Source organism: Rhodohalobacter sp. SW132 (assembly GCF_003390325.1).
Lineage (GTDB): Bacteria > Bacteroidota > Rhodothermia > Balneolales > Balneolaceae > SW132.
In genome coordinates this window covers 12,955-36,703 of sequence record NZ_QUOK01000002.1, presented here as the reverse complement: position 1 = coordinate 36,703, position 23,749 = coordinate 12,955, and the positions used below count along the sequence as shown (strand labels likewise).

The 23,749-nt window shown below is 42.8% G+C and carries 19 protein-coding genes; 8 read left to right on the top strand and 11 right to left on the bottom strand.

All coding sequences use genetic code 11. The features are described from left to right. Positions 1-3: 3 nt before the first annotated feature. A complete protein-coding gene (locus DYD21_RS04920) occupies positions 4-270 on the bottom strand; it encodes a hypothetical protein (RefSeq protein ID WP_116033566.1) in 267 nt (88 codons plus the stop codon). Positions 271-837: 567 nt separating this feature from the next. Beyond that, positions 838-1,977, bottom strand: a complete 1,140-nt coding sequence (locus DYD21_RS04915) for an endo-1,4-beta-xylanase (RefSeq protein WP_116033563.1) — start codon at positions 1,975-1,977, stop codon at positions 838-840. Positions 1,978-2,366: 389 nt separating this feature from the next. Here DYD21_RS04915 and DYD21_RS20975 point away from each other — a divergent pair, with 389 nt between their 5' ends. Then, positions 2,367-2,537, top strand: coding sequence for a hypothetical protein (locus DYD21_RS20975; protein WP_158551415.1), 171 nt, complete (start codon positions 2,367-2,369; stop codon positions 2,535-2,537). Positions 2,538-2,603: 66 nt separating this feature from the next. Here the strand turns inward: DYD21_RS20975 and DYD21_RS04910 are convergent, their stop codons facing one another. The 3 genes from DYD21_RS04910 to DYD21_RS04895 all read right to left on the bottom strand — a co-directional run bounded on the left by DYD21_RS04910 (position 2,604) and on the right by DYD21_RS04895 (position 8,042). Continuing rightward, on the bottom strand, positions 2,604-4,334 hold the full coding sequence (locus tag DYD21_RS04910) for a glycoside hydrolase family 43 protein (protein ID WP_116033561.1): 1,731 nt from the start codon (positions 4,332-4,334) through the stop codon (positions 2,604-2,606). A gap of 280 nt (positions 4,335-4,614) precedes the next feature. Beyond that, positions 4,615-6,096, bottom strand: a complete 1,482-nt coding sequence (locus tag DYD21_RS04900; protein WP_116033557.1) for an SMP-30/gluconolactonase/LRE family protein — start codon at positions 6,094-6,096, stop codon at positions 4,615-4,617. Positions 6,097-6,506: 410 nt separating this feature from the next. Beyond that, positions 6,507-8,042 carry a cation:proton antiporter family protein gene (locus DYD21_RS04895; protein ID WP_116033556.1) on the bottom strand — a complete coding sequence of 512 codons (1,536 nt, stop codon included), beginning with the start codon at positions 8,040-8,042 and terminating at the stop codon, positions 6,507-6,509. Between the two features lie 384 nt (positions 8,043-8,426). Between DYD21_RS04895 and DYD21_RS20970 the strand changes: the two genes are divergently transcribed. Together DYD21_RS20970 and DYD21_RS04890 are read left to right on the top strand one after the other, a co-directional pair. Beyond that, positions 8,427-8,594: a hypothetical protein gene (locus tag DYD21_RS20970; protein ID WP_158551414.1), complete on the top strand. Its 168-nt coding sequence runs from the start codon at positions 8,427-8,429 to the stop codon at positions 8,592-8,594. Positions 8,595-8,711: 117 nt separating this feature from the next. Continuing rightward, entirely contained in the window at positions 8,712-10,190 is a 1,479-nt protein-coding gene (locus tag DYD21_RS04890) for a hypothetical protein (RefSeq protein ID WP_116033555.1), read from the top strand. 77 nt (positions 10,191-10,267) lie between these two features. Here DYD21_RS04890 and DYD21_RS04885 read toward each other — a convergent pair whose 3' ends face one another. Both DYD21_RS04885 and DYD21_RS04880 read right to left on the bottom strand, forming a co-directional pair. Beyond that, on the bottom strand, positions 10,268-10,483 hold the full coding sequence (locus DYD21_RS04885) for a hypothetical protein (protein ID WP_116033554.1): 216 nt from the start codon (positions 10,481-10,483) through the stop codon (positions 10,268-10,270). Positions 10,484-10,603: 120 nt separating this feature from the next. After that, positions 10,604-11,734 carry an App1 family protein gene (locus DYD21_RS04880; protein ID WP_116033553.1) on the bottom strand — a complete coding sequence of 377 codons (1,131 nt, stop codon included), beginning with the start codon at positions 11,732-11,734 and terminating at the stop codon, positions 10,604-10,606. A gap of 417 nt (positions 11,735-12,151) precedes the next feature. Here DYD21_RS04880 and DYD21_RS04875 point away from each other — a divergent pair, with 417 nt between their 5' ends. From DYD21_RS04875 to DYD21_RS04860, 4 genes are all read left to right on the top strand, one after another. Further along, entirely contained in the window at positions 12,152-12,529 is a 378-nt protein-coding gene (locus DYD21_RS04875) for a response regulator transcription factor (protein WP_116033552.1), read from the top strand. A gap of 17 nt (positions 12,530-12,546) precedes the next feature. After that, complete coding sequence (locus DYD21_RS04870; RefSeq protein ID WP_116033551.1) at positions 12,547-13,725, top strand: HEAT repeat domain-containing protein; 1,179 nt, start codon at positions 12,547-12,549, stop codon at positions 13,723-13,725. A 20-nt stretch (positions 13,726-13,745) separates the two neighbouring features. Continuing rightward, positions 13,746-15,143 carry a glycosyltransferase family 2 protein gene (locus DYD21_RS04865; protein WP_116033549.1) on the top strand — a complete coding sequence of 466 codons (1,398 nt, stop codon included), beginning with the start codon at positions 13,746-13,748 and terminating at the stop codon, positions 15,141-15,143. A gap of 430 nt (positions 15,144-15,573) precedes the next feature. Continuing rightward, on the top strand, positions 15,574-16,959 hold the full coding sequence (locus DYD21_RS04860) for a mechanosensitive ion channel family protein (protein ID WP_116033546.1): 1,386 nt from the start codon (positions 15,574-15,576) through the stop codon (positions 16,957-16,959). Positions 16,960-17,024: 65 nt separating this feature from the next. Here DYD21_RS04860 and DYD21_RS04855 read toward each other — a convergent pair whose 3' ends face one another. The 4 genes from DYD21_RS04855 to DYD21_RS04840 form a co-directional block, all read right to left on the bottom strand. Then, positions 17,025-18,191, bottom strand: a complete 1,167-nt coding sequence (locus tag DYD21_RS04855; RefSeq protein WP_116033543.1) for an endonuclease/exonuclease/phosphatase family protein — start codon at positions 18,189-18,191, stop codon at positions 17,025-17,027. Positions 18,192-18,590: 399 nt separating this feature from the next. Beyond that, positions 18,591-19,298: a flavodoxin family protein gene (locus DYD21_RS04850; RefSeq protein WP_116033540.1), complete on the bottom strand. Its 708-nt coding sequence runs from the start codon at positions 19,296-19,298 to the stop codon at positions 18,591-18,593. Positions 19,299-19,461: 163 nt separating this feature from the next. Continuing rightward, the gene (locus tag DYD21_RS04845) at positions 19,462-20,541 is read right to left on the bottom strand and encodes a hypothetical protein (protein WP_116033538.1); all 1,080 of its coding nucleotides are present in this window, start codon (positions 20,539-20,541) and stop codon (positions 19,462-19,464) included. A 316-nt stretch (positions 20,542-20,857) separates the two neighbouring features. After that, complete coding sequence (locus tag DYD21_RS04840) at positions 20,858-22,168, bottom strand: DUF2254 domain-containing protein (RefSeq protein ID WP_116033535.1); 1,311 nt, start codon at positions 22,166-22,168, stop codon at positions 20,858-20,860. A gap of 435 nt (positions 22,169-22,603) precedes the next feature. On the opposite strand from DYD21_RS04840, the gene DYD21_RS04835 reads away from it, so the two are divergent. Continuing rightward, positions 22,604-23,692: an ice-binding family protein gene (locus DYD21_RS04835; protein WP_199535463.1), complete on the top strand. Its 1,089-nt coding sequence runs from the start codon at positions 22,604-22,606 to the stop codon at positions 23,690-23,692. The last annotated feature ends 57 nt before the right edge of the window (positions 23,693-23,749 follow it).

Here is a 23,749-nt window from a genome sequence, read left to right as displayed (position 1 = left end):
AGTTTAACGGGCTGATGTTTCCTCACTCTCAACATGTTTCCACACCACTACGCCATCATCCCGCAAGCCGATAACGACCTGACCTTCTACTTTGGTCTTGAAGCCATCGGGCTGAGGGATAAGTGATCGTTCAACCGGCGCATCAATTCCATGCACCATATATCCCACCCAGTTGGTTTTTTGGATCGATTGTGACGTCATAAAACCAAGTGTAAAGCAAAACGTAGCTATGAATGACAGTAAAATCTGTTTTCTATTTAAAAAAGGCATAAACCATGAGTGATTTGTTATCGTTTCAATTCATACAGGATCTCTGCTGGTAAGACGACAACGAAAGTCTAATAGTTTTAAATCACTCGTACTTTTTCACCTCATCTATTAGAACTACAATAAGATCTAAGCCACGTCCGGCGATTGTATTTTTCTTCGGACGAGTTCATGTGCCTCTATTTCCTATTCAAAGTACTATGACCAGCCGATCAGATCCTGCATGAACGATTAAACTCAGTTGGCATATATGGTATTTCTGAAGATCTTGAGCCTTTCAAAACTCATTGCCCCTCAGATATGGTATTTCTGAGGGTTTTGTGTCTTGCAAAACGAAACACCTACTACGACATCTAAATTTTGAACTGGATTGGTTAGCTTGAGAAATACCATATCTCTCTCTTCCAAAACTCACAGCCCCTCAGATATGGTATTTCTGAGGGTTTTGAGATTTGCAAAGCAAAACACCTATTACAACATCTGATTTTTGAACTGGATTGGGTGGCATGAGAAATACCATATCTCCGGAGCGTTGTTTATGATCTTAATTTAAACCGGATTCGGCGCAAGTTATTCCGGAATATTTGTAATGGCATTCACCGCAGGTTTCGGTTGATAATCTCTGTCAAAAAGCAGCGGATAGTTTGTTCGTCCCGGTACATTATAATCGTTCTTCCATGACATTGCGTCGTGAGCCCCCCAAAGCGTAACGCGATCTAACTTATCCCGGCGGTCGTAAAAAATCTGGAAAATTTCGGCGTAACGATCTGTCAGTTGCTGCTGAACGTCATCCGGCAGCCCATCAGAGTAAGGATCCAGGTATTCTCTGAACTCTTCAAACTGAAACTGGGAATGACTAAACGCCTGACCGATCACCTGCCCTTCTCGTGTAAATGGCAGCACATCTATATCCAGCTCAGTGACCATCACTTTAACTCCCAGTGTAGAAAATGAATCGATTGCGGCTTCTATATATTCATTCTTAGGATAATTGAGGCCCCAGTGCCCCTGGATTCCTACTCCATCAATCCGGATTCCTTCATCCTGCAGCATGCGCACCAATCTCATGATACCATCTCGCTTAGCAGGCCGCCATGCGTTAAAATCGTTATAATAAAGTTCCGTATCCGGGGCAAATTCCTCAGCAAAACGGAAAGCCTGCTTCACCATTTCATCACCATCTCCCACGCCTTCAACCCATGTTGTGGGGCGATAGGAACCATCCTCGGCGATCACCTCATTTACCACATCCCATGCATCAACCCTGCCGGCATATCGTCCGGCCACCAGCTCAACATGCTCCCGCATACGTTCAATCTGGGCTTCCGGGGAATTGGGGTTTCCATCCTCATCATGGAAAAACCAGTCCGGTGTTTGATTGTGCCAAACCAGTGCGTGCCCGACAATAAACATATCATTTTCCTCTCCAAACTCAACAAAAGCATCAGCCGGGCCAAAATTATACTCTCCAGGTTCGGGGTTAATCGGTTCCGGCTTCAACACATTTTCAGCCGTAATGGTATTAAAATGCTCCATCACAATTCGCTGACCTTCGGCATCCCCGCCGGATATGATGCCTTCATTAACAGCCGATCCAATTAAAAAGTCACCGTCGAAAGCATCTTTTAACACCATATTTGTTTCCTCGTGTGAATTATTGGTGCATCCGCTGACCAACAAAATCAGACAAATTCCTAATATATATCTCATGTGTATTCAAATTTTATTAAATGTGAGAGCTGCACAAAAAATGACTCTATCTGAGCAATAATCGCCTTTTTACCTCCAACTCATTTACCTAAAATAATACAAATATTTCTTTGTACTCTAAAAAGATACAATTATTAACCTAATCCCAAAGTAATACTGCGCAAAATATATATCGAATTGAACAAAATCAGTTTGATCTAACTTAAGGAGCCAACCTAATCTTCACCAATCATGAAAAATATTTTAGGCTATCAGAGTCTGAGTAAATAACTCTTTTGTCTGTACGGATTTTTTCGTTTCCCCTCTCTACCTTTACCACAATATGCAGTGAAGCAGACCGCTCGAAAAATGCCAGGTAAATCCTTTCCATAAATGATAACTGGCAATTTATGAAGTACGATTCAGCCAGCGATGCCGACAGTTGGATTTATGAAGTCCGGCCCAATATTGCTGAATTTAATGATGAGGCCAGAACCGTTCCAACCGCAGATAATCAAATCTCCTTCACAATTGCATTAAAACCAGAGACCTCCAAGGTTTCTAAAACATTGGAGGTCTGAGTTCGTCAGTCGAATTAAGAACCCTCCAAGAGTTCAAAACTCCTGGAGGGTTGTCAGGCTCATTTTCTATTCAGGCCGGGCATCGTTCGACGATGTTGCGTACAAGCCAATCAACGCACCGGTAAATCCGCCGGCCATGTTGGTGGAAAGGATATCAGCTGAAACCGTACCGCCTACATTAGTAAAGTCGGTTCCGTTTGTTGAAAAATAATAGCGGTAGTCATCTCCATCAGCCCTCACCTGAAGATGTATCGGATTGTCGGCATCAATGGTTGTGCTGGCAACAATGGTGGATTCCCCATCCTCGGTTCGCTGTAACAAAATATAGTGCTCATTATCTTTTTTGGTGACACCAAACACGTAGTGATACGTTTCCCGCTGATAATTCACGAGACCTGCCAGATCGTTTTCGGATTGCGGGCTGTATTCCAGTGTGGCTGTTGCCGTGAATGTGTCGTGCATATGCCGCTTGAACAGAGAAGAAATAGGTGCCGTGTCATGAATATTTGTGTCAAACGGGTTTATCGTTAATCCGTTACTATCCACTGAAATAAAATCTTCACGCGGTCCTCGCATGCCGATCCAGCGATAATCGAGATCTTCAGATTCAAAATTTTCCGTGAACGTAAAATTTCCGTTCGGGAAAAATCCATCCTGACCGGTTTTGTTTTCCACACCTTCCGGCATCTTCAGTTTAGGTTTCAGAGGTACAAGCCCGTTCACGAAAATGGGGAATTCGCCGCTCCAGTCTACAGGCAAAATGAAAGTCTCCCGGCCGGTTGTAACTCTGTTTTCTTCATTGGGACGAATTGCCAGGAACACGCCATAAAGTTCTCCATCCGGACCTTCAACCATATCAGCATGCCCAGCCCATTCCACTCTGTTTTCGCGGTCGGGGTTCAGATAACGCTGGGTAAGAATCGGATTGTTGTCAGCCGGTTTATATGGGCCGCGCGGATTATCAGACACAAAAACGACCTGGCTGTGCCAGTCACCGGTTCCCCCTTCTGCACATGAAAGGTAGTAGCGGCCGTCGTCTCTTTTGTAGATATGCGGCATTTCAATCCAAATGGGTTCTTCAGTGATATCAACCCCGCCATCCACGATAATCTTATCGGTACCTTCAATCACCTGGTTCTCTTCTAAATCATAATCCCAGATTTTAATCACACGATGGCCCTCATAAAGTTCTTCTCCTTCATCAGGAGCGTCATTATGCACAACAAATGCTTTGCCGTCATCATCAAAGAAAAGAGATGGGTCAATTCCGTTAAAATTAAGCGGATATGGATCGCTCCATCCTTCAAAAGGATCCTGGGTTGTAACGACCATATTCCCGATTCCGCCCGCAAACTGGGTGGTAATCATATAAAAAGTTTCATTATGCGGATTGTATTTGATCGCCGGTGCGTACAGCCCCTCACTGATCCCCGCATTCTGAACGAAAAGCTGTGATTTTCGATCTAACACATGGCCTATCTGGGTCCAGTTAACAAGATCATTGGAGTGGAAAATCGGGATACCCGGCCACATCGAAAACGAAGAGTGTACCATAAAATAATCATCACCTCTGCGCACAATCGCCGGATCGGGATAGGTACCCTGCAGAATCGGTGTGTAAAATTCATCCTCTTCCAGGGGATGATCTTTATAAATCTGGTCGTCCCCTTCATAGACAAATTGTGAAAACAGCGGGGCATTTTGTTGTGCACTCAGATGTACAGAAGAAAACAGTGCAATCATTAGTGTTAAAAAGGCAATTCTGTACTTTTTAAGACATTGGTATGTATGTTTCATAGCTCGCTCTTTTTAAAATTGATAAAACTCCCATTTATACCGGCTCCGATGCGGAAATGAAGATTCAGAATTCATCTCTTTGTTTCTTGTAACTCCAAACCTATGGCCATTCGCGAATTCATAACCGACTCTGTATTCAATTTCTGATTTATACAGCTTAGATTCAATATTTTTAGTGTGTTTTTTACACTTATCAATCATCCATCCGGAGTGGTAAGGGTGATAACCAATCACACTTTCTTTGAATTAATAGCCAATCACCCCCAAACAGTTGATGATCTTATTTTATCAATAGCATTTTCCTTGAATGGCTGTCGCGCTCTGTTTTCAACGTGTAAATGTAGAGTCCGGACGGAAATCGGCTTGCATCCCAAACCACTTCATGAAAACCGGCACTTTTTGTGCCTTCAAAAATGGAATCAATCAGACGGCCGTTGAGATTGTAAACATTCAGAGCTGCCCGTCCGCTATTTTCGAGTGAAAACGTGATATTTGTGGAAGGATTGAATGGATTAGGATAATTTTGCTGAAGTTTGTGACTGTCTATTTGATACTGACTCTCATCCAAACCGGTACTCATCGCCCCTGCCTCATTCGAAAAACCGGATTCAAACCCCATGATATCCGTAACCGTTACTTTGTAGGTGTATGCGGCATTGGATTGAACATCCGTATCTGTAACAAAATTATTGAAGGGTGCTGCGATAATTTTCTCAAACGGTTCTCCGTCGGCACTCCTGTAAACCGTAAAATGCCTGATACTTTCGCCGGTGCCTTCCCATTGAAGTGATACGCCGTTTTCGGAATCCATTGCCACGAGGTTGACCGGGGCATCGGGACGTTCAAGTGGTCCCAAATCTACTTTGTAGAGATCGCTGAAATTTGTGATAAAAAGCTTCAGTCTGTCTGTTCCTCCCCAGTTCAGGTTGGTTGTGGATTCGGGAACCGGGATTATATCGAGCAGGTCACCGTTGGGGGAAAATATTGCTACACCATCAGACCCTACAGCCCATACATTCCCGTCATTATCCACTTTAATGCCGTCTGCCCCGCTTTGGGGATTGTCTCCATGCTGATTAGCGATCGCAAATACCGATCCGTTTGCAAGAGTTGAATCATCCACCACATCATACACATGGATATAACTGTTGAGTGTTTCTGAAATGTAAAGTTTGCTTTCATCAGGCGAGAATGCGAGTCCGTTTGGATAATCCAGGTCATCAACCAGGAGTTGAATCGGACCCCCATCTGGCGGGATTCGGTATACGCCGTGAAAGTCTATTTCTGATTCATTCCCACCCCACGGAGGATCTGTAAAAAAGATCGCACCATCTGACTTTACGACCAGATCGTTCGGGCTGTGCAGCCGGTTTCCGTTATACTCTGTAGCCAGCGGTGTGATGGTTTCTAAATCGGATTCGAGTCTTCCTACCTGCCGTGCATCATGCTGGGCAATAACCAGGTTACCGAACAGATCTGAAGTAATACCGTTAGCCTCTCCGGATGGTTCTAAAAATGGTTCAACTCCGCCACTTTCCGTCCACTTATAGATGATACTTTCTGATACGTCACTGAAAATCAAATAACCGTCGGGGTGCCAAAACGGCCCTTCGCTAAGGGTGAATCCATCTGCAAGATGCTCAACCTCAACATCCTCCGGTACGGGAGATTGTGCAAAAGAGAGGTTGATGAATAGTACCAGGACAGCAAGTGTGAAGAGTGCCTTTTTAAAGGAAAAACAGCAGCGATTGAATATTATCATAACCAGTTAATTGAAGTTAATCATCTAAATTAGAAATCTTTATAACATACGTGGGCTTTTTTAATCTTCCTAAAACCAATGCTGAGTGTCGTGTAGTGTCGTGTCATTGATATATTGACGGGTATGTTTGGTGCAAATCTTCTCCAGATGAATTCGCTTCATCCGGTGAATTGTCCTTATTTTAAATTATCCAGAGCATAATCTTATAGAGTAATATCTTACCCCTATCCACTCATCCGATGACGCGGAGACAGCGGATGAAGGTATTTCATTAACCCGACAAATAAATAGTGACTTGACAGTAGCGCTAACTGGCTTTGAAAAACTAAAATCTACAGGAAACGTAATTGGTAATGTATTCACTTAGCATCCCTGGACACACTCAACTTCCCTTCCGGATGTATTCTCTTTCAGTCCTGCTCTTCTAAACTCATCTTTGCGAGTTTTTCCCCCATCTGTACAGCCGGGACCGAAACCGGAGTTCCGCCGGCTTTGAGTATCCGTTCACCTTCCCGTTCATTTTGTGTTAATACACGAATAGTTCCACGATACTTCTTTCGGCGAAGCTGTTCTACAATAAACTCCTTGGTATAGATATCGCCCGACATGGCGATGAGTATTGTTTTTACTTTCTGCATATCCAGTTCTTCCCAGAAAAGGGCATCTTGTGCATCGGCATACAGCACACGGTATCCTTCATCCAGGATTTGCTTTACCCGGTCTGGATTTATATCAATTCCTACAGCAGCCTGGTTTTCCTGATTAAACATTTTTAAAGCGGCCTGTCCGGTCAGCCCCATTCCAATTACCAGGTATTGCGCAGCGCCAAGAGATACCGGCTGGTGATCCGGGTGTTTTACATCGCGCTCAAATCTTCGGAGGAGTGAACTGGTTCGTTGCCACAATACATCCTCGTACCTGACAAGAACTGAGTTAATCACGTATGATACTGCAGTAAGCAACCCTAAAATCACAATTACTTCTCCCGGTATAATACCGGCTGATGCAGCAACAGCTCCGGCAATAAGTGTAAATTCACTGTACGCTGTGAGAGTTACTGTTGAAAGGAAACTGGTTCGCGAGCGAAGTTTAAAAGCCACAAAAAGTCCATAAAACAGAACTGCTTTCAATGGCAGAAGCAACAAGAGGACCCCTACGAAGTAGAAACCTGATGTATCAGGGAATCCGCCGAGTCCGATTTCAAGGAAAAAACCAACCAGAAAAGCTTCTTTTATGCCCCAGATCTTTTTTTCAAGCTGATCAGCTTTTTCATCATTCACAAAAAGCATACCCATGACGAGTGCACCCAGCTCACCGCTCAGGTTCACCGCTTCGAACAGTGCATCACCCCCCATTGCGAGTGAAAGGGCCATCAACAATAACAACTCATCACGCTCAACGATATAAAGAAGGCGTGACAGGAGCGGTCGAAGCAGGGGAAGACCAAGTAAAATAACTGCCCATGGTGACGGAACTCCACCACCGGCATACGCAATAATTCCAATCGCTACTAAATCCTGAACAATTAAAATCCCAATTGAAAGGCGGCCATAGTACGAACTCAGTTCATTTCGCGTTTCAAGCCCTTTTGCTGCCAAAACGGTACTCGAAAAACCAAGAGTTATAGCCACGATAACAGCCGCTTCCGTACTCAGTCCAAAGTAGAGGCCTACCGGAATAAAAATCCCTGCAGATATCATCAGATGTATTAAACCAACTCCCAGAACCTCTTTCTGCAGTATGTTTTTCAAGCTGATGTGCAGCCCTACAGTAAAAAGAAGAAAAATAACTCCTAAGTGAGCGATTTCATGAAGTAAAATCCCGGGTTCGTAACCTGTAAACGAAAGACCAATTCCCGCAAGCAGATAACCAACCAGTGGCGGGATATGAACTCGATTGAGCAATAAACCAAGAAAAAATGCCAGTCCGATCCAGACAATGTCCATAAAAAAGTATGATGATACTATGGTTTAGAGTATATACCCGAACACAAGATTGTTAAGATATCGTTTTGTACGATATGTTCAAGTAAACAATCTGCCGGGGTGGTCATCATTTCGTTTGCAATATTTCACAATAAAGGAAGTAAAATCTAAAACTCCACCGTCAGTTGATACCAAATGCTCCAATAATTGCAAATTCAAACATTAGAAATTAATGTAATTCTTTACAGATTACTTTCATCACAACTACGCAGCAAATAACGTTATTAAGATTATAGTACAAGCATACAATCTCATAATTTTGTATCCAAAAATCTGACAATTTATTTTATTTAATGGTAGATTAAAGATATATGTACATATCAAATTAAACGAAATGGGGAGTTTATGAAGGTGATTGGAATCGTAGTTCTGTTGTCAGGAATAATTTTTACTCTGTACACATTTTTATCAGTTCCAGAAATAACTACACCAACTTCAGGCCTGGAGCCGTGGATTGGACTGCTTGTTATTGCAACCGGGGCTGCGACCGTCTTTAAAGCCTGGGATGAATAGGGTCTGAAAGTAAAAAAAGATGAGTAGACTGGAGTAGGACTTTTAACCTTTGGCACCCCTAAAGTCTTTCAATTCCTATTTTTAAAAAAACGATTAGTAAAATTAAACTATTTCCAATTGAGCCAGAATCTCGCCAAAGCAATCCATCCTATGCTGTGGATGATCAGTCTTTGCCTCGTGCTATGGTCGGTACTGCCTTCCTCTGCTGCAGGTCAGGGAGCTGACTCTCCGCGAGCAACTCTCTCCGGATGGGAAAATCACCTTCGGATGCATATCCTCGACCGGTCTAACAATATGGGCGGCGTCTATTACGATCGCGGACTTTTCCGCATGCATACCCAGGATATGCCTATGGAATACGAGATTGATCTGTTGACCTATCGGTTTAGTTACTTTGATGATTATGACTGGACTACCTCCAACAATGGGTTCCGCTCATTTGTTGGCAGCCTGGACACTCAAATTTTCGCGGTTCGCAGCGAGTTCAGGAATCGAATCAATATCACTGAAAACAGTGAATTCAACATATGGGCTTACCAGCAGGAAGATATCCGTGCCAGGCGGGGATTATTTATCCTGGGCTATAATCACCGATTTGGGAATCTTCATACACTGGGCCTTCAACACACACTCGGCAATATGAAAGCAGACCTGGACGCTTCATTTTTCTACCGATTTGGCAATCGTGATCTGGGATTTGTCACGGTTGATGTTACGCTACTCGACTGGGCCAATAATATTGTAAGCGGGATCTCCAATATGCGACAGTCTCAGCCTGAGTTTCAGCACACCTACTCCCAAAGACCGAATCTGTATACGCTGCGGCTGGAGAGTCCGTTGATCTGGCGCTTTCGTGGTGAGGCAGTTGTGGCAGTTCAGCCACGCAGTATAGCCGATGTATCACAGCGCGATTTTCCGGATGCGAACTTTTTGTTGGAAGAATGGGTCAACTACCAGGCGGCCCTTTTTGAAGTTCTGTTTCCCGGTGGTACTGCAGGGATTATCTATCAACGAACATTTACACGGATGCAGCGAAAACCCGCAACCGGATCGGAGTACGAACTTGATTACGGCAACCGCCAAACAGAGCATCGCGGTGGATTCTATCTAACGTACCGCTGGCGTAGTTTTGGTGTTGAGCAATGGTTCTGGATTGAGCGCAACCGCGATCAGCAGTTCGACGAAAATCCCGAGGCTTATGCGGCACAGGATCCATTAGTACATCGCCAAAGTTATCCGTTTGACTTCAACGAGATCAGGCGTTTCAATAAATCCCGTATATTCTACGCCCCTGAAGGCCGGCTGATATCGCTTTATCTGGAACATAACGGAGACTGGCGTACCCCTGCATATGACAGCTATTCTCAAACCGTAAGAGCCATCAGCTATCGCTTTTACTATCACAACCAGATTGTGTCGCGAAATGAGCGGCTCACACTGGGCATCAGTTTCCGTTTCACCGATCATTCAAAACTGACCATCGGCACCTCTTTAGATCTCGATGGTGATCGCTACACCGGCTGGGGTACTCGGCGTGAAAATCAAGACCCGGCTATTTTAGATGGTGGATTCGCGAGATTTCAAATGGTGTGGTAGTTCTTTTGGCGTCAAGATTTCAAACAGCAAAACCCGTATAAATTTCCGGAAATCCGTTCATTAAATCTGCAATGAGCTCAGATAAACGACACATTGGCCACAGCCAGAATTAGCCATCCCACGCTAATGATCGAAATCATCTGCTCTGGGGTTAAAAGATTGTTTTCCAATCTGTTAACCATGCACGGAATCATAGCAAAAACAATTGCAAACGTGAGTTGTCCCGCAATGATGATGATCAACCCGGAGTCGTTACCGGGTAAGAGGTAAGAATTGATACAGTTTTTACCCATGCCTTTAACTTTACATTTCACATATCAGGTTGATACAGTTGGGGACTATCGTCTGATTGTCTTTTTCAATGCGTTTACGTAAATCCGTCGGCATCTTTATGAGGTTATCTAAATTCAGGATCAAGCTAAATCTTCATCCTCTCTCTTTTCTTCCGCGATATCGGCGATATCCTCTTCCAGAATCCATCCTTTGGAAACCGCATGACTGGCGGCTTCGATCGTATCACTGATCAGCATCATTTCAACCCCCAGCTTTTCGATTTCCCCTGCTATTTTTAGCACTTTCTCATGGCTGGCAGGATCAACATCTCGAATATAAACCATTTTCACCCTGCCGGGATAATCCTTGATCACCTGGAGGTAAATTTCAGCATCATGCTGACCGGAATCACCGATCAGGATAAAAGGAATGTCACGGATAATTTCAAATACTCTTTCAATTTGTACCAGCTTATGTTCGGAGTGACTTCCGGCAAAAAACTGTTCCCTGGATAAACCAATGTCTCTTAACATTAAGGGGCCTTGCGGAAGATTATGAATGGTCATTAATTCCCGCAGAAAATCGTACAAATTCCAGGGAGAACTCGATACATAGAAAAAGGGGTTGTTTTCGTGTCCCACAAGTCCTTTTGAAAGTGCCTGGTAAAATGCAGCTACCCCCGGAAAAGGAACCCTTGTTTGTGCATTGCCCAGGAACGTTGTTTTCATCATTTCCCACACTCTTGTGGCACCCGTGGGTACAATGGTATCATCGATATCGGAAATAACCCCAAATTCCACATCTTCCGGGGGAACAAACAGATCACTGTAAACAACAGGGGATTTCTGATTTTTAACCACCTTATCTACCAGCTCCACCTGAACTTTTTGCCATGGATTGTGCCCCCTTAAGGGCTGAGACAGTTCCATTCTGAATTCATAATATCCTTTCTCGTCGGATAGCACCGATTTTGAAACGCCATCAAAAGATGCTTCCAGCCTCGCATCCGGAATTTTCCATGTCATGAAGCGCTTATACATTTTTTTAAAATTCCGCCACTTGCTGTCCTCCGGTTGTGAAAGGCCGATCTGCCTGTCCCCCAACACTCGTCCAAGGAAAAACAACTCTTTCCCGTTGCCAAAGCCCTGGTACGGCATAATCATCACCGAACGGACAAATCCAAGCTTTTTCCCAAGCCATAGCTTCGACATGGATAGCCTGAGTTTTATGGGGTATAGAACAAAAAGCACCTTTTTCTTTAATTTGGCCATAAAATCATTTCTTTCAACAACTCACCTGTTCAAATGCAAAAATATTAACCCGAATATATTATAATTTTCAACCGGGGGTATACAAAAACCAATATCATAAAATTTCACGGGTAATAGCAGTCACTTGTACGCCAATTAGAACAAGGGTATAGGGCGAGACGTAAGCGTATACTTTCGTGCTGCATTTCTTTGCAGAAATCAGACTTTTTAAAATGTTCTATTTATTTCAGATTTTTGAAGGATTTATATGAGAACATAATGTGACGTTAAAAATCACCCTATAATGGTGATAATAAACCATTTCTTTTTTACATCAATTGAGGAAAATCACAATTATATAAGGGTATAGTTAAAACGTTATTTGCCGATAACATTATTAATAGAAATCTGCCAGGCCCAATAAAGGACGTTTAGATCATGGATCAGCACAAAGTTGTAATTATTGAGGACGATAAAGTCACTCAAATGCTCATTGAACGTATCATGCAGCGTGAATTTAAATGCGATACAATCACCTTTAAAAATGGATTGGAAGGACTCGAGTATGCAAAGAAACATAAATCTAACCTGATCCTGCTCGACATCATGCTGCCCGGCATGAATGGGTATGAAATCCTGAAAGAACTTAGAAGTGATGAGCTGCACAAAGAGACTAAAATCATCATGATGTCTGCCAAATCCAGTTCGGAGGATATTGAAAGGAGTTTTGAAATGAAAGCAGATGAATACATTACAAAACCGTTTCAGAAGAGAGAGTTTATCGTACGTGTTAAAAAACTTCTCAAAGCCAGCTGAATGTGTATTCAACACCGATGTTCCATATCGTACTGGTACTACTATGCTGCCTGATTCTGGTCTTTATCGCCCTGGTGAGCTATACGTTCTGGACCCGGGCGAGAAACCAGTTATGGAACAGGTACAGGGATAAATTCAGGGATCTCTATCTTACTGAACTTTTTCATTTTGTAGAAACAGCAAAACAGCCGGAGGATGCAGAAAAGCTGCTTGCCAGGGTCAAAAAACGAACCCGGGATCTTGTCTACTTCCTGGAACTCATTGAAGAACTTTCTGACATCATGAAGGGGGAAGAAAATGAAAAGCTTGTCTGGCTGATCAAACGTCCTCTTTTTCATTCTTTTTATTCGAGAAAAATCTTTAGCCGGTCAGGTAAAAATCAACTCCTCTCCTGCCTCTACTTTGAAAAGTGTGGAGTGGATGATGAAAGGGTAACTGGCAGATTGAATACTTTGAGCCAATCAGGAAATGTCAAGCTTGCATATGCTGCGACAAAAGCACTGCAGTCATCCGGCGACATTTCGGTGCGCGAGAGTGCTCTCATTCGTTTTTTAAAACGTAACGACGCTTCAAGCCTCATGTTTGGAGAACTGATCCATATCTTCTACCGGGATGGTGAAAAACTCCATGCTATCACCTCCATGTCATTAAAAGAGATGCTTGCAAGGAACGATCTTCCCCCTGACCGAAAGCGGATTATAGTAATCTATTTTGCGGAACAAAACTTCTATGAGTACAGTGAATTTCTGTATGAGTACTTTAAGAAATTAACCTTAAGTAAAACCACAAAACCACTGATAATCGCACTTATTAAAGCGCTCGGAGAATTAGAGATACTTGAATCGTCATCTGATTTGATGAAATATGCAAGGAACAGAGACCCGGAAGTCCGGCTTGCGAGCATAAAGGCCCTGAACCATATGGGTGAAACGGAGCATCTGCAGTTTATACAAAAGCGTATAATCGATATGGAGTTTGAAATTCGAAAAGAGGTAATCGAAATTCTTGTTCAGCATCCCGGAACAGGACATACTCTGCTTCAGAACATTTTGCTCCAGATTATGTACTATATCAACAACATACGGTTGGTACAAAATCCATCCGGTAAAGAGCTCAATAAAGTAAAAGTTATAAATAGTATCACAACAGGCATCAGAATACTGACCAATAAGAAAATCAGACCGGTCAGATACTGATTTAATACCCCAGGGACTCTATGATTAATGTTATCGAATGGAGTATCATCGCCTATTTTTTCAGCATCAATACCGTATACCTGCTATTAGTGGTGAGTTCGCTGATCTATGTTCGCAAACAGATGCTGCTCAGTAATGTAATTAAGCCCTCCGGCCTGTTTCAGTCGAATCTCTATAAAACTATCAGTATCCTGGTTCCGGCCTACAATGAAGCTGAAAATATTGTTGAATCTATAGAATCACTACTCAGGCTGGAATATCCGGAATATGACATTATCGTGATTAATGATGGGAGCAGTGACAACACCCTGGGTGTACTGATCAGCCATTTTGATCTGCAGAAAACGGATCTCTACTATCAGCAGACGATCTCCCATCAGCAAGTAAGTGGAATCTATCAATCCCCGGACATCCCATCCCTGATCGTGATCGACAAGGAAAATGGCGGGAAAGCGGATGCCCTGAACACCGGTATTAATGTGTCGGAAAATGACCTTATCTGTGCAATTGATGCGGATTCGATTCTGGAACAGGATGTTTTAAAAAAGCTGATTCAAACATTTATCACACAAAAAAATACGATAGCTGCCGGGGGTATCATACGTGTGATTAATGGATGCAAGATCAGGAACCGCGAAATTGAGGCGATCCACGTGCCCGATACGTTCTGGGGCCGGCTGCAGTCTGTGGAATATATACGTGCGTTTCTGTTTGGGCGCGTTGGATGGGATTATCTGAACAGCCTGGTCATTATTTCCGGGGCTTTTGGGATATTTGATCGTAAGGCTCTACTGGAAGTGGGCGGCTATCTGCCCGATACGGTTGGTGAGGATATTGAGCTAATCATCCGGATGCACAGCCATTTTTTAAAGAAAAAGGAGGAGTATCACGTTCGGTTTCTTCCCGAACCGATCTGCTGGACAGAAGTGCCAACTGACTATAAAAGCCTGAAAAATCAACGGAACCGATGGCATCGCGGACTTGCAGATTCCCTGTGGCGCCACAAGTACATGTTTTTCAATCCAAAGTATAAACATATCGGACTGTTTGTACTTCCGTTTTTTTTGATTTTTGAATTGATCGGCCCGATTGTAATCCTCGGAAGCTATATCTATATCGCCGCCCTCTTCCTGATTCCCGGTTACATGAGCGTTCCTTTTGTAATTCTGTTTGCTGCAATATCGATTGTCTACGGCATGATTGTGTCACTAATCTCGGTGTTTGCCGAAGAGATCGCATTCAAGACCTACAGCAGTTCAAAAGATGTGCTCATATTGATCCTCTACTCATTTGTGGAAAATCTCGGGTATCGACAGATTCACGCCTGGTGGCAAATTACAGGGTTGATTGATTTTATAAAAGGGAAGAAAAGCTGGGGACAGATGAAAAGAAAAGGATTTAAATCACATTCCTCATAAACTGTAATCTGCCATTAGTCCTGATTTTCTTCGAATAAGCGAAAAAGTATTGTAAAGTTCATTTACTGAGTTCGATACTTTTCAATCGTAAAAATTTCGATCAATAAAACATCTTTTCAGGTGTACTATAATCGAGCATTCGGGCTTCTTACCCCATCCCCGGCCCCATAAGTGCTAATTTAAAATCGTGAACACTTTAATTTTTGTTTCAGATACGGGATGATGCTCTTTTTGGACAGCCCCGGACTTTTATCCTTTCCTCCCCAGAGGGTCGGGAAATTAACCCACTTATGATTAAAAAAATCAACAACAAGTGGCGCCCACCCCGCAAACGAACATACAAATTGTGATTAAGCAATTTGTTAGCCATATTTCTGATGCATAAAAAGCAATTCTAAACAAATGATATTGACGTAATTAAGAGACCTGTATGCAGAAAAAAGATCATTTCTTATTTATACTGCTTCTCCTGCTATTTCTCGTACCGTTCAGCGTGTTTGCGCAGGGTCAAACCCAGACAGAATCGACTGAAGCGGATGAAACTGCCGCTCCCGAACGTGTTGATGTTGCTCCATTGGCACAGGACTCCCAGATACGGGATCGGCTTGCCGGCATTTTAACTGCAACTGAATGGTTTGAAAATCCGCAGGTTGAAGTTAATGATGGTGTTGTTTTTCTAAGCGGATCCACAGAAACCGGCGATCATAAACGTTGGGCAGGAGATTTGGCCCGGAATACACAGGATGTAACCGCTGTTGTAAACAGAATTGAGGTCCGGGACCCGGATATATGGGATTATGAGCCCGCTTTTACCGGCCTGCAGGAATTATGGCGAAATATTATGAGCGCGGTTCCATTCCTGATTTTCGGAATCGTGGTGCTGGTTATTTTCTGGGGGATATCCATGCTGGTAGCTAAAGGTGCCCGGGCATATTTAAGGAATCGTCAGATGAACGACCTTTTACAGGATATTGCCGCTCGGGGCATTGCCATTGCTGTTTTTATCCTGGGTATCTATATCGTTTTTCATGTTGCCGATTTAACCAATGTTGCCCTCACGATACTGGGAGGTACAGGTTTATTAGGTATAGTTTTGGGGATCGCATTCCGGGATATAACGGAAAATTTCCTCGCCAGTATTTTCCTGAGCGTGCAAAATCCTTTTCATGCGGGGGATCTGGTTGAGATCAATGACAATATGGGGTTTATCCAGCGACTTACCATTAGGGCTACCTTACTTATGACCCTCGATGGCAACCATATGCAAATCCCGAATTCCACCGTCTACAAAAGCAGCATCCTCAATTTCACAAGCAATCCAAACCAGAGAATCAGATTTGTTATTGGTATTGGTTATGATGCCAGTGTTGCTACGGCACAGGAACTCGCCGCAAAAGTTTTTGATGCTCACCCCGCCGTTTTAAAAGATCCTGAACCCTGGGTTTTAGTTGATGAGCTGGCTTCATCCACGATAAATTTGAAGTTCTATGTTTGGGTGGACGGAAGCAGGCATAATATACTCAAGGTAAAATCATCCGTATTGAGGCAGATCAAAAATGCATATTTAGCTGAGGGAGTTTCCATGCCTGATGATTCAAGAGAAAGAATATTCCTGGATGAAGTAACTATTCAACCCCCAGGAAAGAGTGCAACTTCCGATAAGAAAAAACCGGTGAGTGGACAGGTTGCAGAGGATTCAAAAGTAATAACGAAGACAGAAGGACAATTAGAAAGTAATGATGAGGATATCTTGAAACAGGCCCGAATGTCACGTTCTCCTGAAGAAGGAGATGATCTTTTGAGGCCGAATAAATAAGTATTGAAATGCTGTAGAATATCGTTTCTTCACTAAATTCTATGATTCTGTTCTTTTAAAATATTTCAGTTCTCATTCTTCCCTTCTTCAATCGCCTCGTCAGCCTCTTGTTCATCACCGGCGGCCGGACGGGGTTCTTCATCTGAATCGGCACCGGGATCGTAGTCAAGGACTACGAGCATGGGAAAGTGGTCGGATCCGATATCGGGAAGACGACGCAGTTCCACGAGCCGGAAATGACGGGATGCAAAAACGTGATCAAGCGGATAGCGCATGAATCGGCTTCTGGTATTAAAGGTGTTGATAAAGCCCCGACCCACCCGTGGATCAAGCAAACCACTGGTCCTCTGAAAAAGATGCGTGCTGCGCGACCAGGCCACATCATTGAAATCACCGGCCACGATAACCGGGACGTCCCCAAGTTCACCTACTTCTCTGGCAATAAGCAGCAGCTCGGCATCCCTCATATCTGAATCTTCGCGCTCGCCATTTTCATCATCCTCTCCCCCGGCTTCTCTGCCACCACCTTCTTCCTGATCTTCAGGACGTTTTAGACCGGGAGGGCGCGGATGCACACCATAGAGAGTCACAATTGTTCCAGACCGAAGCTGCAACCCTGTTAAAATCGACGGAACTCCCGGATCAATCAAAAACCGGACTTCCGGGTCTATCAGCTCTAACCTGGAGTAAAGAAGCTTTCCATAATGATTTTCCTGTGGCTGATAAAGCGTGTAAGGATAGTCATCTTCCAAACCATCAAGATGTTCAAGCCACCACTGGGTCGGTTCGCTCAGTAAAAGGAGGTCAGGATCGGTATCTCGAATAAGATCGCGAAGGGCTGCCACTTCCCGATTATCGTGGAGTACATTGTAGATCAAAATTGAAATACGGTTTGAATCGTCTTCAGCATGGCTGTCCGACATCTGCCTTGGATATAATATTGTATAGGGAGCGATTGAAATGAGCTGCCAGATCAGCGCAAGTCCCATTGCTCCAACAAGAGCATATTCCCAAAAACGCAATCCTCCGTATATACGCAGCACCGCATAGCCTGCCAGCGCTATTATGATCAATAACGCAATTTGTACGCGCGGAAAATCGAAAATTCGTACCCACCAGGCGTCGCTGCGAAACAAAGTGACTACAGTAAAGAAAATCATTGCCAGCGCAAGCAATCCCATAGCAATGCGACAGTAGAAATGAAGACTTTTCGATTCAGATTTTAATGACATGATATAGGAGGCTTTTTTCTTCACAGAAACGGATAATTGTAAGCAGAAACGGACTTAATAAAATCATTTTCCGGCCAGTACAAACGATTATCCGGATCTGGAAACCGTTATTGGGATTACAAGGATAGTCATCGTTAGAAGATTCGGGAGGAATTCAGAATTATATATTGCTTCTTGAACCTCCCTGTTGCAGGATATGCAAGTCATATACATACATGCAATTGGTTCCATAAAGAGAATTTGTAGTAAATTTTTCTATCTCTAAAAAAAGTTGTCAAAAATTCCCTTAACGTCTAATGCAATTACACCTATACCACCATCAGCAATTTTAATCCGCTGATGAACATGTACAGCTATTGAGAAATTTCTTTAAGCCGAGTTGAGCAAAGGTTCTTAAGATTAGTGATCCGGCTTTTCAAATTTCCAGCGCTCACCTTCATTCCATTTTTCTTCGGAATTTCCATAGGAGGGATAACCGTCTTTTTCTTTGAGATAACTTGCCAGATGCATCAGGTTGTACGTAAGAAACGTGATTGTCTTATTAGTAAACTCGTGATCAGCGGATTCTGATTCTTCATCCAGGTAGCTGGGACCCGGGCCGGCTTTTCCAATCCATCCTGTACTGGCCTGGGGCGGGATGGTATAGCCAATATGCTGAAGGGAAAAAAGGATGCCTTTTCCGCAGTTTTTGATGCCATCTTCATTACCGGTAACAATACAGGCTCCCACTTTTCCATAATAAATAGTCTGTCCCTTGTCATTTTGCTTTTCACTCATGGCATCCAGCCGCTCAATAAATTTTCTTGCCACGGATGATAATTCCCCCAGCCATATCGGTGTGGCTACCACAAGAATATCTGCCTGGATAATACGCTTAAATAATTCGGGCCATTCGTCTTTTTCTTCCGCGTGTTCAGTCATATCTGCTTCTTCGCCGTGGGGAACTACATGATCAATCAGTCGAATGGTTTCCACATCCACGCCTTCTTTTTCCATAATAGATATCGAAACATTCGCCAGCCCGCGGGTATTACTCACCCGGGGTGATTTTTTTAAAGTACAGTTGACGTAAATTGCTTTTAGTCCGGAAAATTTTGATTTGTTCATGTTAATATATTTTTGCCCAGCTCACCTGAAGCTGGAATTATTGGTGTGGTAATAAGTTCTTGTGTAATTTTGGTATGATTATCCCTCGTCCTTTTTCTTTTTAGGATTTATTGCAGGATTGGCAATCTCTCAGCAACCTGTTCGCCAATAACGACAGTAGTGTTTAGTATCTCGTTTTAAGAACGATTTTTCCAAGCTCTTTGATTTCGTCCTGCCCGGTAAAAATCACTCTGCCGCTTTTCGATAATACTGACCAGGCAATGTTACTTGTAATATCGTCTATGGCGTCTTCCTGGTTTATATCTTTTGTCAAATCAAACGTTCTTTCACCGGTCATGATTACGGGTTGGGAAAAGTCCTGGTGTACAATTAACAGGTCGCCGCGTCCATCAATGGATGCCTGAAATATCTCCTGGAGATCGGTCAAAACGGCATCTTGTCCAACAGCTTCTTTGATCTCTTCAATCGCCTCCGTTCTACGATTTTTTTGTAATTCCTCTACTATCTCCCAGCTTTGTTCTGCAATCGTATGTTTTTCGGTATCGTTATAGTCAATGCTTGCATAGTCAATATATATTGACGGCTTGTCGGCAACCTGCATCAGACGGCTGTAGTTGTCTTCCGTGCAAATTACAACACAGTTCAGGCCCGTTGCGCTGTGCATTTTTACAACAGCCTTATCAACCGTATTTAAAAACTCGCGAACCAAATCGTCAAGGCGTTTTGAATCGCTGACTCTTTCTGAATTTGTATTGGTGTAACTGGTTTCAGAAAACGGAAAATCATCATTTTTTACTTCATCAATAATGCCGTCATTGATTGCGTTGTAGAGATTAACGCCCCCCTGAGAGAGCAAGAGAATAAAATACTCTTCACTTCTTATATACGATTTCATCAAAGAGAGAATGTTAAATGTATCTGAAATATATACGCCATTCTCTTTAACGGGCCAGGCCGATTTGATGATCTCTTTTGTATCGTTGGATATGTAGATATGTAAACTGTCCAGGTTATAATTTATATCTATTTCATCTTCTACTTCTGAAAGTCGCTCCAATAGTGACGACACCGGCCTTTTGCCAAATTCGCTGATTACCCGTTTTTCAGCCTCCTTTAAAAGATTTCGTAACTGAGCTGAATCGTTAGCATTATCGGGGTGAGTTCGGAATGTGTTCAGTGAAATGGTAACGCATGGTTCGTTTTTTTCGGTAGCTAACTTTTCTAATTTTTCTCTGATTGTCATATCTGTTTTTTAGGGTTTCAGTAATTCAAAATTCTATTACCCAATGATAAAATCTAAGGAGGGATTCATCTGGAGCTCAGACCTCCTATAAAATATGATTATTGCTGAAATTAAGCGTTACACAGTTATGGAAGCTGTTACATGATTCACGTATCTCTGTATTAAGAATCATTGAGATGTTGTAATTGAAATGATGGAGTTAAGGGCTAAATTTTACTCTGCCAGGTTATACAATTCACCAGGCAAAGCGAATATATCCGGTGATCACCAACTGCTATACACGTATCGGCATCAATAAAATGACACTGTTGGTCCTTTATTTTTTGAAAATCTTCACCGCTTTATCAGACAGATCATTAAGGTCATTCTTCTCTTCAAAGTTATCCTTGCCACTACTTAAAACCATTACAACATGTTTAAGTACAGCTCTTTTGTGACTCTCCTTAATTGTAAATTCATTAATGATTGTCAATGCTTCCATCATCCTTATAATAACTGCAGGACTTCCCCCTGAGAACTGGCGTATTTGGTTGAAAGCAGAATCTAAAACACCCTCAAAGTTGAATGTGTCAGCAATAATTCTGAGATTTCCCTCATCATCAAACCGATATTTTGAAGGGAATTTTGCTTGCGCTAAATAGCACATAATCGACGTAAGGTTATCAATGCAGACCATAGCTGTATATGGGTCATTTACTCCGGTAGACAGTGCTCGCGCCGCTATTTCGACCAGCTGCTGGATAGAGAATTCCAGGTCTTGTTGAGAAGTTTTTGTATTCCCAATTACAAATGGTTTAAAAATCTTATCAAAATCTTTCTTTTCCCATACTCCATTCGAAAAGAGCAATCCAATTTCCTCACCTTCAACAATATGCTTTCCGGGCCTGTAGTACAATTCTACGAGTGCATCCTGCCTGGACAGGGTTTGTATCAAAGCTTCACCATCCACATACTGAAGATATCCGCTTTTTGGTGAAATTACAGGAGCCTGTTTCAAATAACCTGAAACTGCAGAAGAAGCAGACACATGGTCTTCATTAACTTCTTCCTCCCCTAATTTTTCAGGGAACAGTGTTTCGGCTTGTTCAAACATATATTCTGAAATATCAGAAACCACTTTATCAGCCTGAATGCTTACGGCGATTCGGTGGATAAAAATGATGAGTAAAACAATATTTATTATGGTGACAAAAATGGCCACAAGAATAGATAGGGAAGGTATGAAGGTGAAACCATCACTGTCTGTTATTGAGTTTAATACAAGCAGGCAGTAGAGAAATGTTGAAATATATAAACCCAGTACTACCTGATTGAGCCGGACATACATGAAGTTCTTGATGAGCCTCGGACCAAATTGTGAAGATGCGAGCGTTAAAACAACCAGTGTAATGGAAAAAACAGTCCCGGCTACACCCATCATTGCACTGGATATAGTCGATAAGATGCTGCGTGCTGAATCAGGGCTTTCTACTAAAAAGAAACGAGTCCACCCTTCTCTTGGAATCGTTATGAAGCTATCTACATAAACAAGGAGAAAAGACAACAGAATTGAAAAGCCGATAATTAAAACCGGAAGAAACCAGAAAGTTGCTCCTAATTCTTTCCAAAAAAAGAGTATTTTTTTCATGCTAAATTATAAAGTTGTACATAAGATAACCTCATGATACAACTCATCAATAGCAAAGGATTTAAAGAAATAACTAAAATTATTTATTTTTCTTGTTTTTTATTTGCCTCTACTGAATCCTTATTGCGTGCACACACATGTAGTTACAGAAAAAAATTTGTCCAATTCCCGACGTAAGAAAAAACACGCTTTCGAATAGGGGAAATGGATTTTGCAGACAGCCGAGTCTTTCAGCTTCCTTCAAGAGTCCTGGCAGTTTTGTGTCGGCCACCTGTAACTGCTGTAAAATCACTAAGTCAGCTATATCGGTCAGATTCAGTGATACATGCAACCTCAGGCACACCCTCTTGTAACACTTATTGCAGCCTGATGAGATATCTTGTTGGTGTGTTAATCATATCACAAAAACCTGACAAATCAGGCAATCCCATTCTTATGAAAGCAAATACATTTTTTAGTGCCATACTGATGGCGTCACTTTTTTTAACCTCATTTATGATTGGGTGCAGTGATAATAGTACAGATCCTGATATCGATCCCGATGCACCTGTTATTTACTCTACCAGTCCGATGAATGATGAAAATAATATTGAGCGAAACAAGGTTGTGGAAATCACCTTCGATCAGGCAATGGATCCGTCAACGATTAACAACTCAACCATTAGACTTCAGGAAGGATCGACACCCGTTAGCGGAAGTGTAGACTATTCCGGTACTACGGCCACGTTTACTTCTGAAAATGTTTTGGCTGCCCAAACTGATTACACCGTAACTGTATCAGCCGATGCCAGAAGTCTCGAAGGTGTTGCGCTTGCCAATGATAATTCGTGGAGTTTCACAACCGGAGGCAGCAGTGACCAGCTGGAAGCTGTAGATCTCGGAACAGCCGGAAATTATGTTGTTCTGGCAAAATCGGCTATAAATAATAACACGACATCCGCTTTTACAGGCGATTTGGGATTAAGTCCAATGGCCGAAAGCTTTATTACAGGCTTTTCACAGACATCAGCAACAGGGTATTCAACATCTGACCAGGTTACCGGAAGAATTTACGCCGCTGATATGACGGACCCAACACCTGCAAACTTAACAACAGCCGTTGAAAATATGACCACTGCGTACGACGATGCCGCTGGACGAACAGCACCCGATTTTGTCGAACTCTACACCGGTGAAATTGGCGGCAGAACACTTTCACCCGGCCTGTACAAATGGAGCAACACCGTTCTGGTTACTGAAGATGTAACGTTTTCAGGTGATGAAAATGATGTCTGGATTTTGCAGATCGCCGAAAATATCACCATGAGTTCAGATGTTACCATTACCCTAAGCGGCGGTGCACAAGCCAAAAATATCTTCTGGCAGGTAGCGGGAGAAGCAACGATAGGCACAACCTCGCATTTTGAGGGTATCATCCTTTCGATGACAGGCATCACACTGAATACCGGCGCCTCACTCAATGGCCGGGTTTTAGCTCAAACAGCAGCTATTTTTGATGCCAATACAGTAGTGGAACCCCAATAATCAAGACTATAAATGTACATCACTGCATTTATAATTCGTAGTATCCGAAAGCAGTTC

Coding starts and splice junctions, on each gene's coding strand:
- DYD21_RS04920 (WP_116033566.1), bottom strand. CDS start 270: ATGCCTTTTTTAAATAGAAAACAGATTTTACTGTCATTCATAGCTACG.
- DYD21_RS04915 (WP_116033563.1), bottom strand. CDS start 1,977: ATGAGATATATATTAGGAATTTGTCTGATTTTGTTGGTCAGCGGATGC.
- DYD21_RS20975 (WP_158551415.1), top strand. CDS start 2,367: ATGAAGTACGATTCAGCCAGCGATGCCGACAGTTGGATTTATGAAGTC.
- DYD21_RS04910 (WP_116033561.1), bottom strand. CDS start 4,334: ATGAAACATACATACCAATGTCTTAAAAAGTACAGAATTGCCTTTTTA.
- DYD21_RS04900 (WP_116033557.1), bottom strand. CDS start 6,096: ATGATAATATTCAATCGCTGCTGTTTTTCCTTTAAAAAGGCACTCTTC.
- DYD21_RS04895 (WP_116033556.1), bottom strand. CDS start 8,042: ATGGACATTGTCTGGATCGGACTGGCATTTTTTCTTGGTTTATTGCTC.
- DYD21_RS20970 (WP_158551414.1), top strand. CDS start 8,427: ATGAAGGTGATTGGAATCGTAGTTCTGTTGTCAGGAATAATTTTTACT.
- DYD21_RS04885 (WP_116033554.1), bottom strand. CDS start 10,483: ATGGGTAAAAACTGTATCAATTCTTACCTCTTACCCGGTAACGACTCC.
- DYD21_RS04880 (WP_116033553.1), bottom strand. CDS start 11,734: ATGGCCAAATTAAAGAAAAAGGTGCTTTTTGTTCTATACCCCATAAAA.
- DYD21_RS04875 (WP_116033552.1), top strand. CDS start 12,152: ATGGATCAGCACAAAGTTGTAATTATTGAGGACGATAAAGTCACTCAA.
- DYD21_RS04870 (WP_116033551.1), top strand. CDS start 12,547: ATGTTCCATATCGTACTGGTACTACTATGCTGCCTGATTCTGGTCTTT.
- DYD21_RS04865 (WP_116033549.1), top strand. CDS start 13,746: ATGATTAATGTTATCGAATGGAGTATCATCGCCTATTTTTTCAGCATC.
- DYD21_RS04860 (WP_116033546.1), top strand. CDS start 15,574: ATGCAGAAAAAAGATCATTTCTTATTTATACTGCTTCTCCTGCTATTT.
- DYD21_RS04855 (WP_116033543.1), bottom strand. CDS start 18,191: ATGTCATTAAAATCTGAATCGAAAAGTCTTCATTTCTACTGTCGCATT.
- DYD21_RS04850 (WP_116033540.1), bottom strand. CDS start 19,298: ATGAACAAATCAAAATTTTCCGGACTAAAAGCAATTTACGTCAACTGT.
- DYD21_RS04845 (WP_116033538.1), bottom strand. CDS start 20,541: ATGACAATCAGAGAAAAATTAGAAAAGTTAGCTACCGAAAAAAACGAA.
- DYD21_RS04840 (WP_116033535.1), bottom strand. CDS start 22,168: ATGAAAAAAATACTCTTTTTTTGGAAAGAATTAGGAGCAACTTTCTGG.
- DYD21_RS04835 (WP_199535463.1), top strand. CDS start 22,604: ATGAAAGCAAATACATTTTTTAGTGCCATACTGATGGCGTCACTTTTT.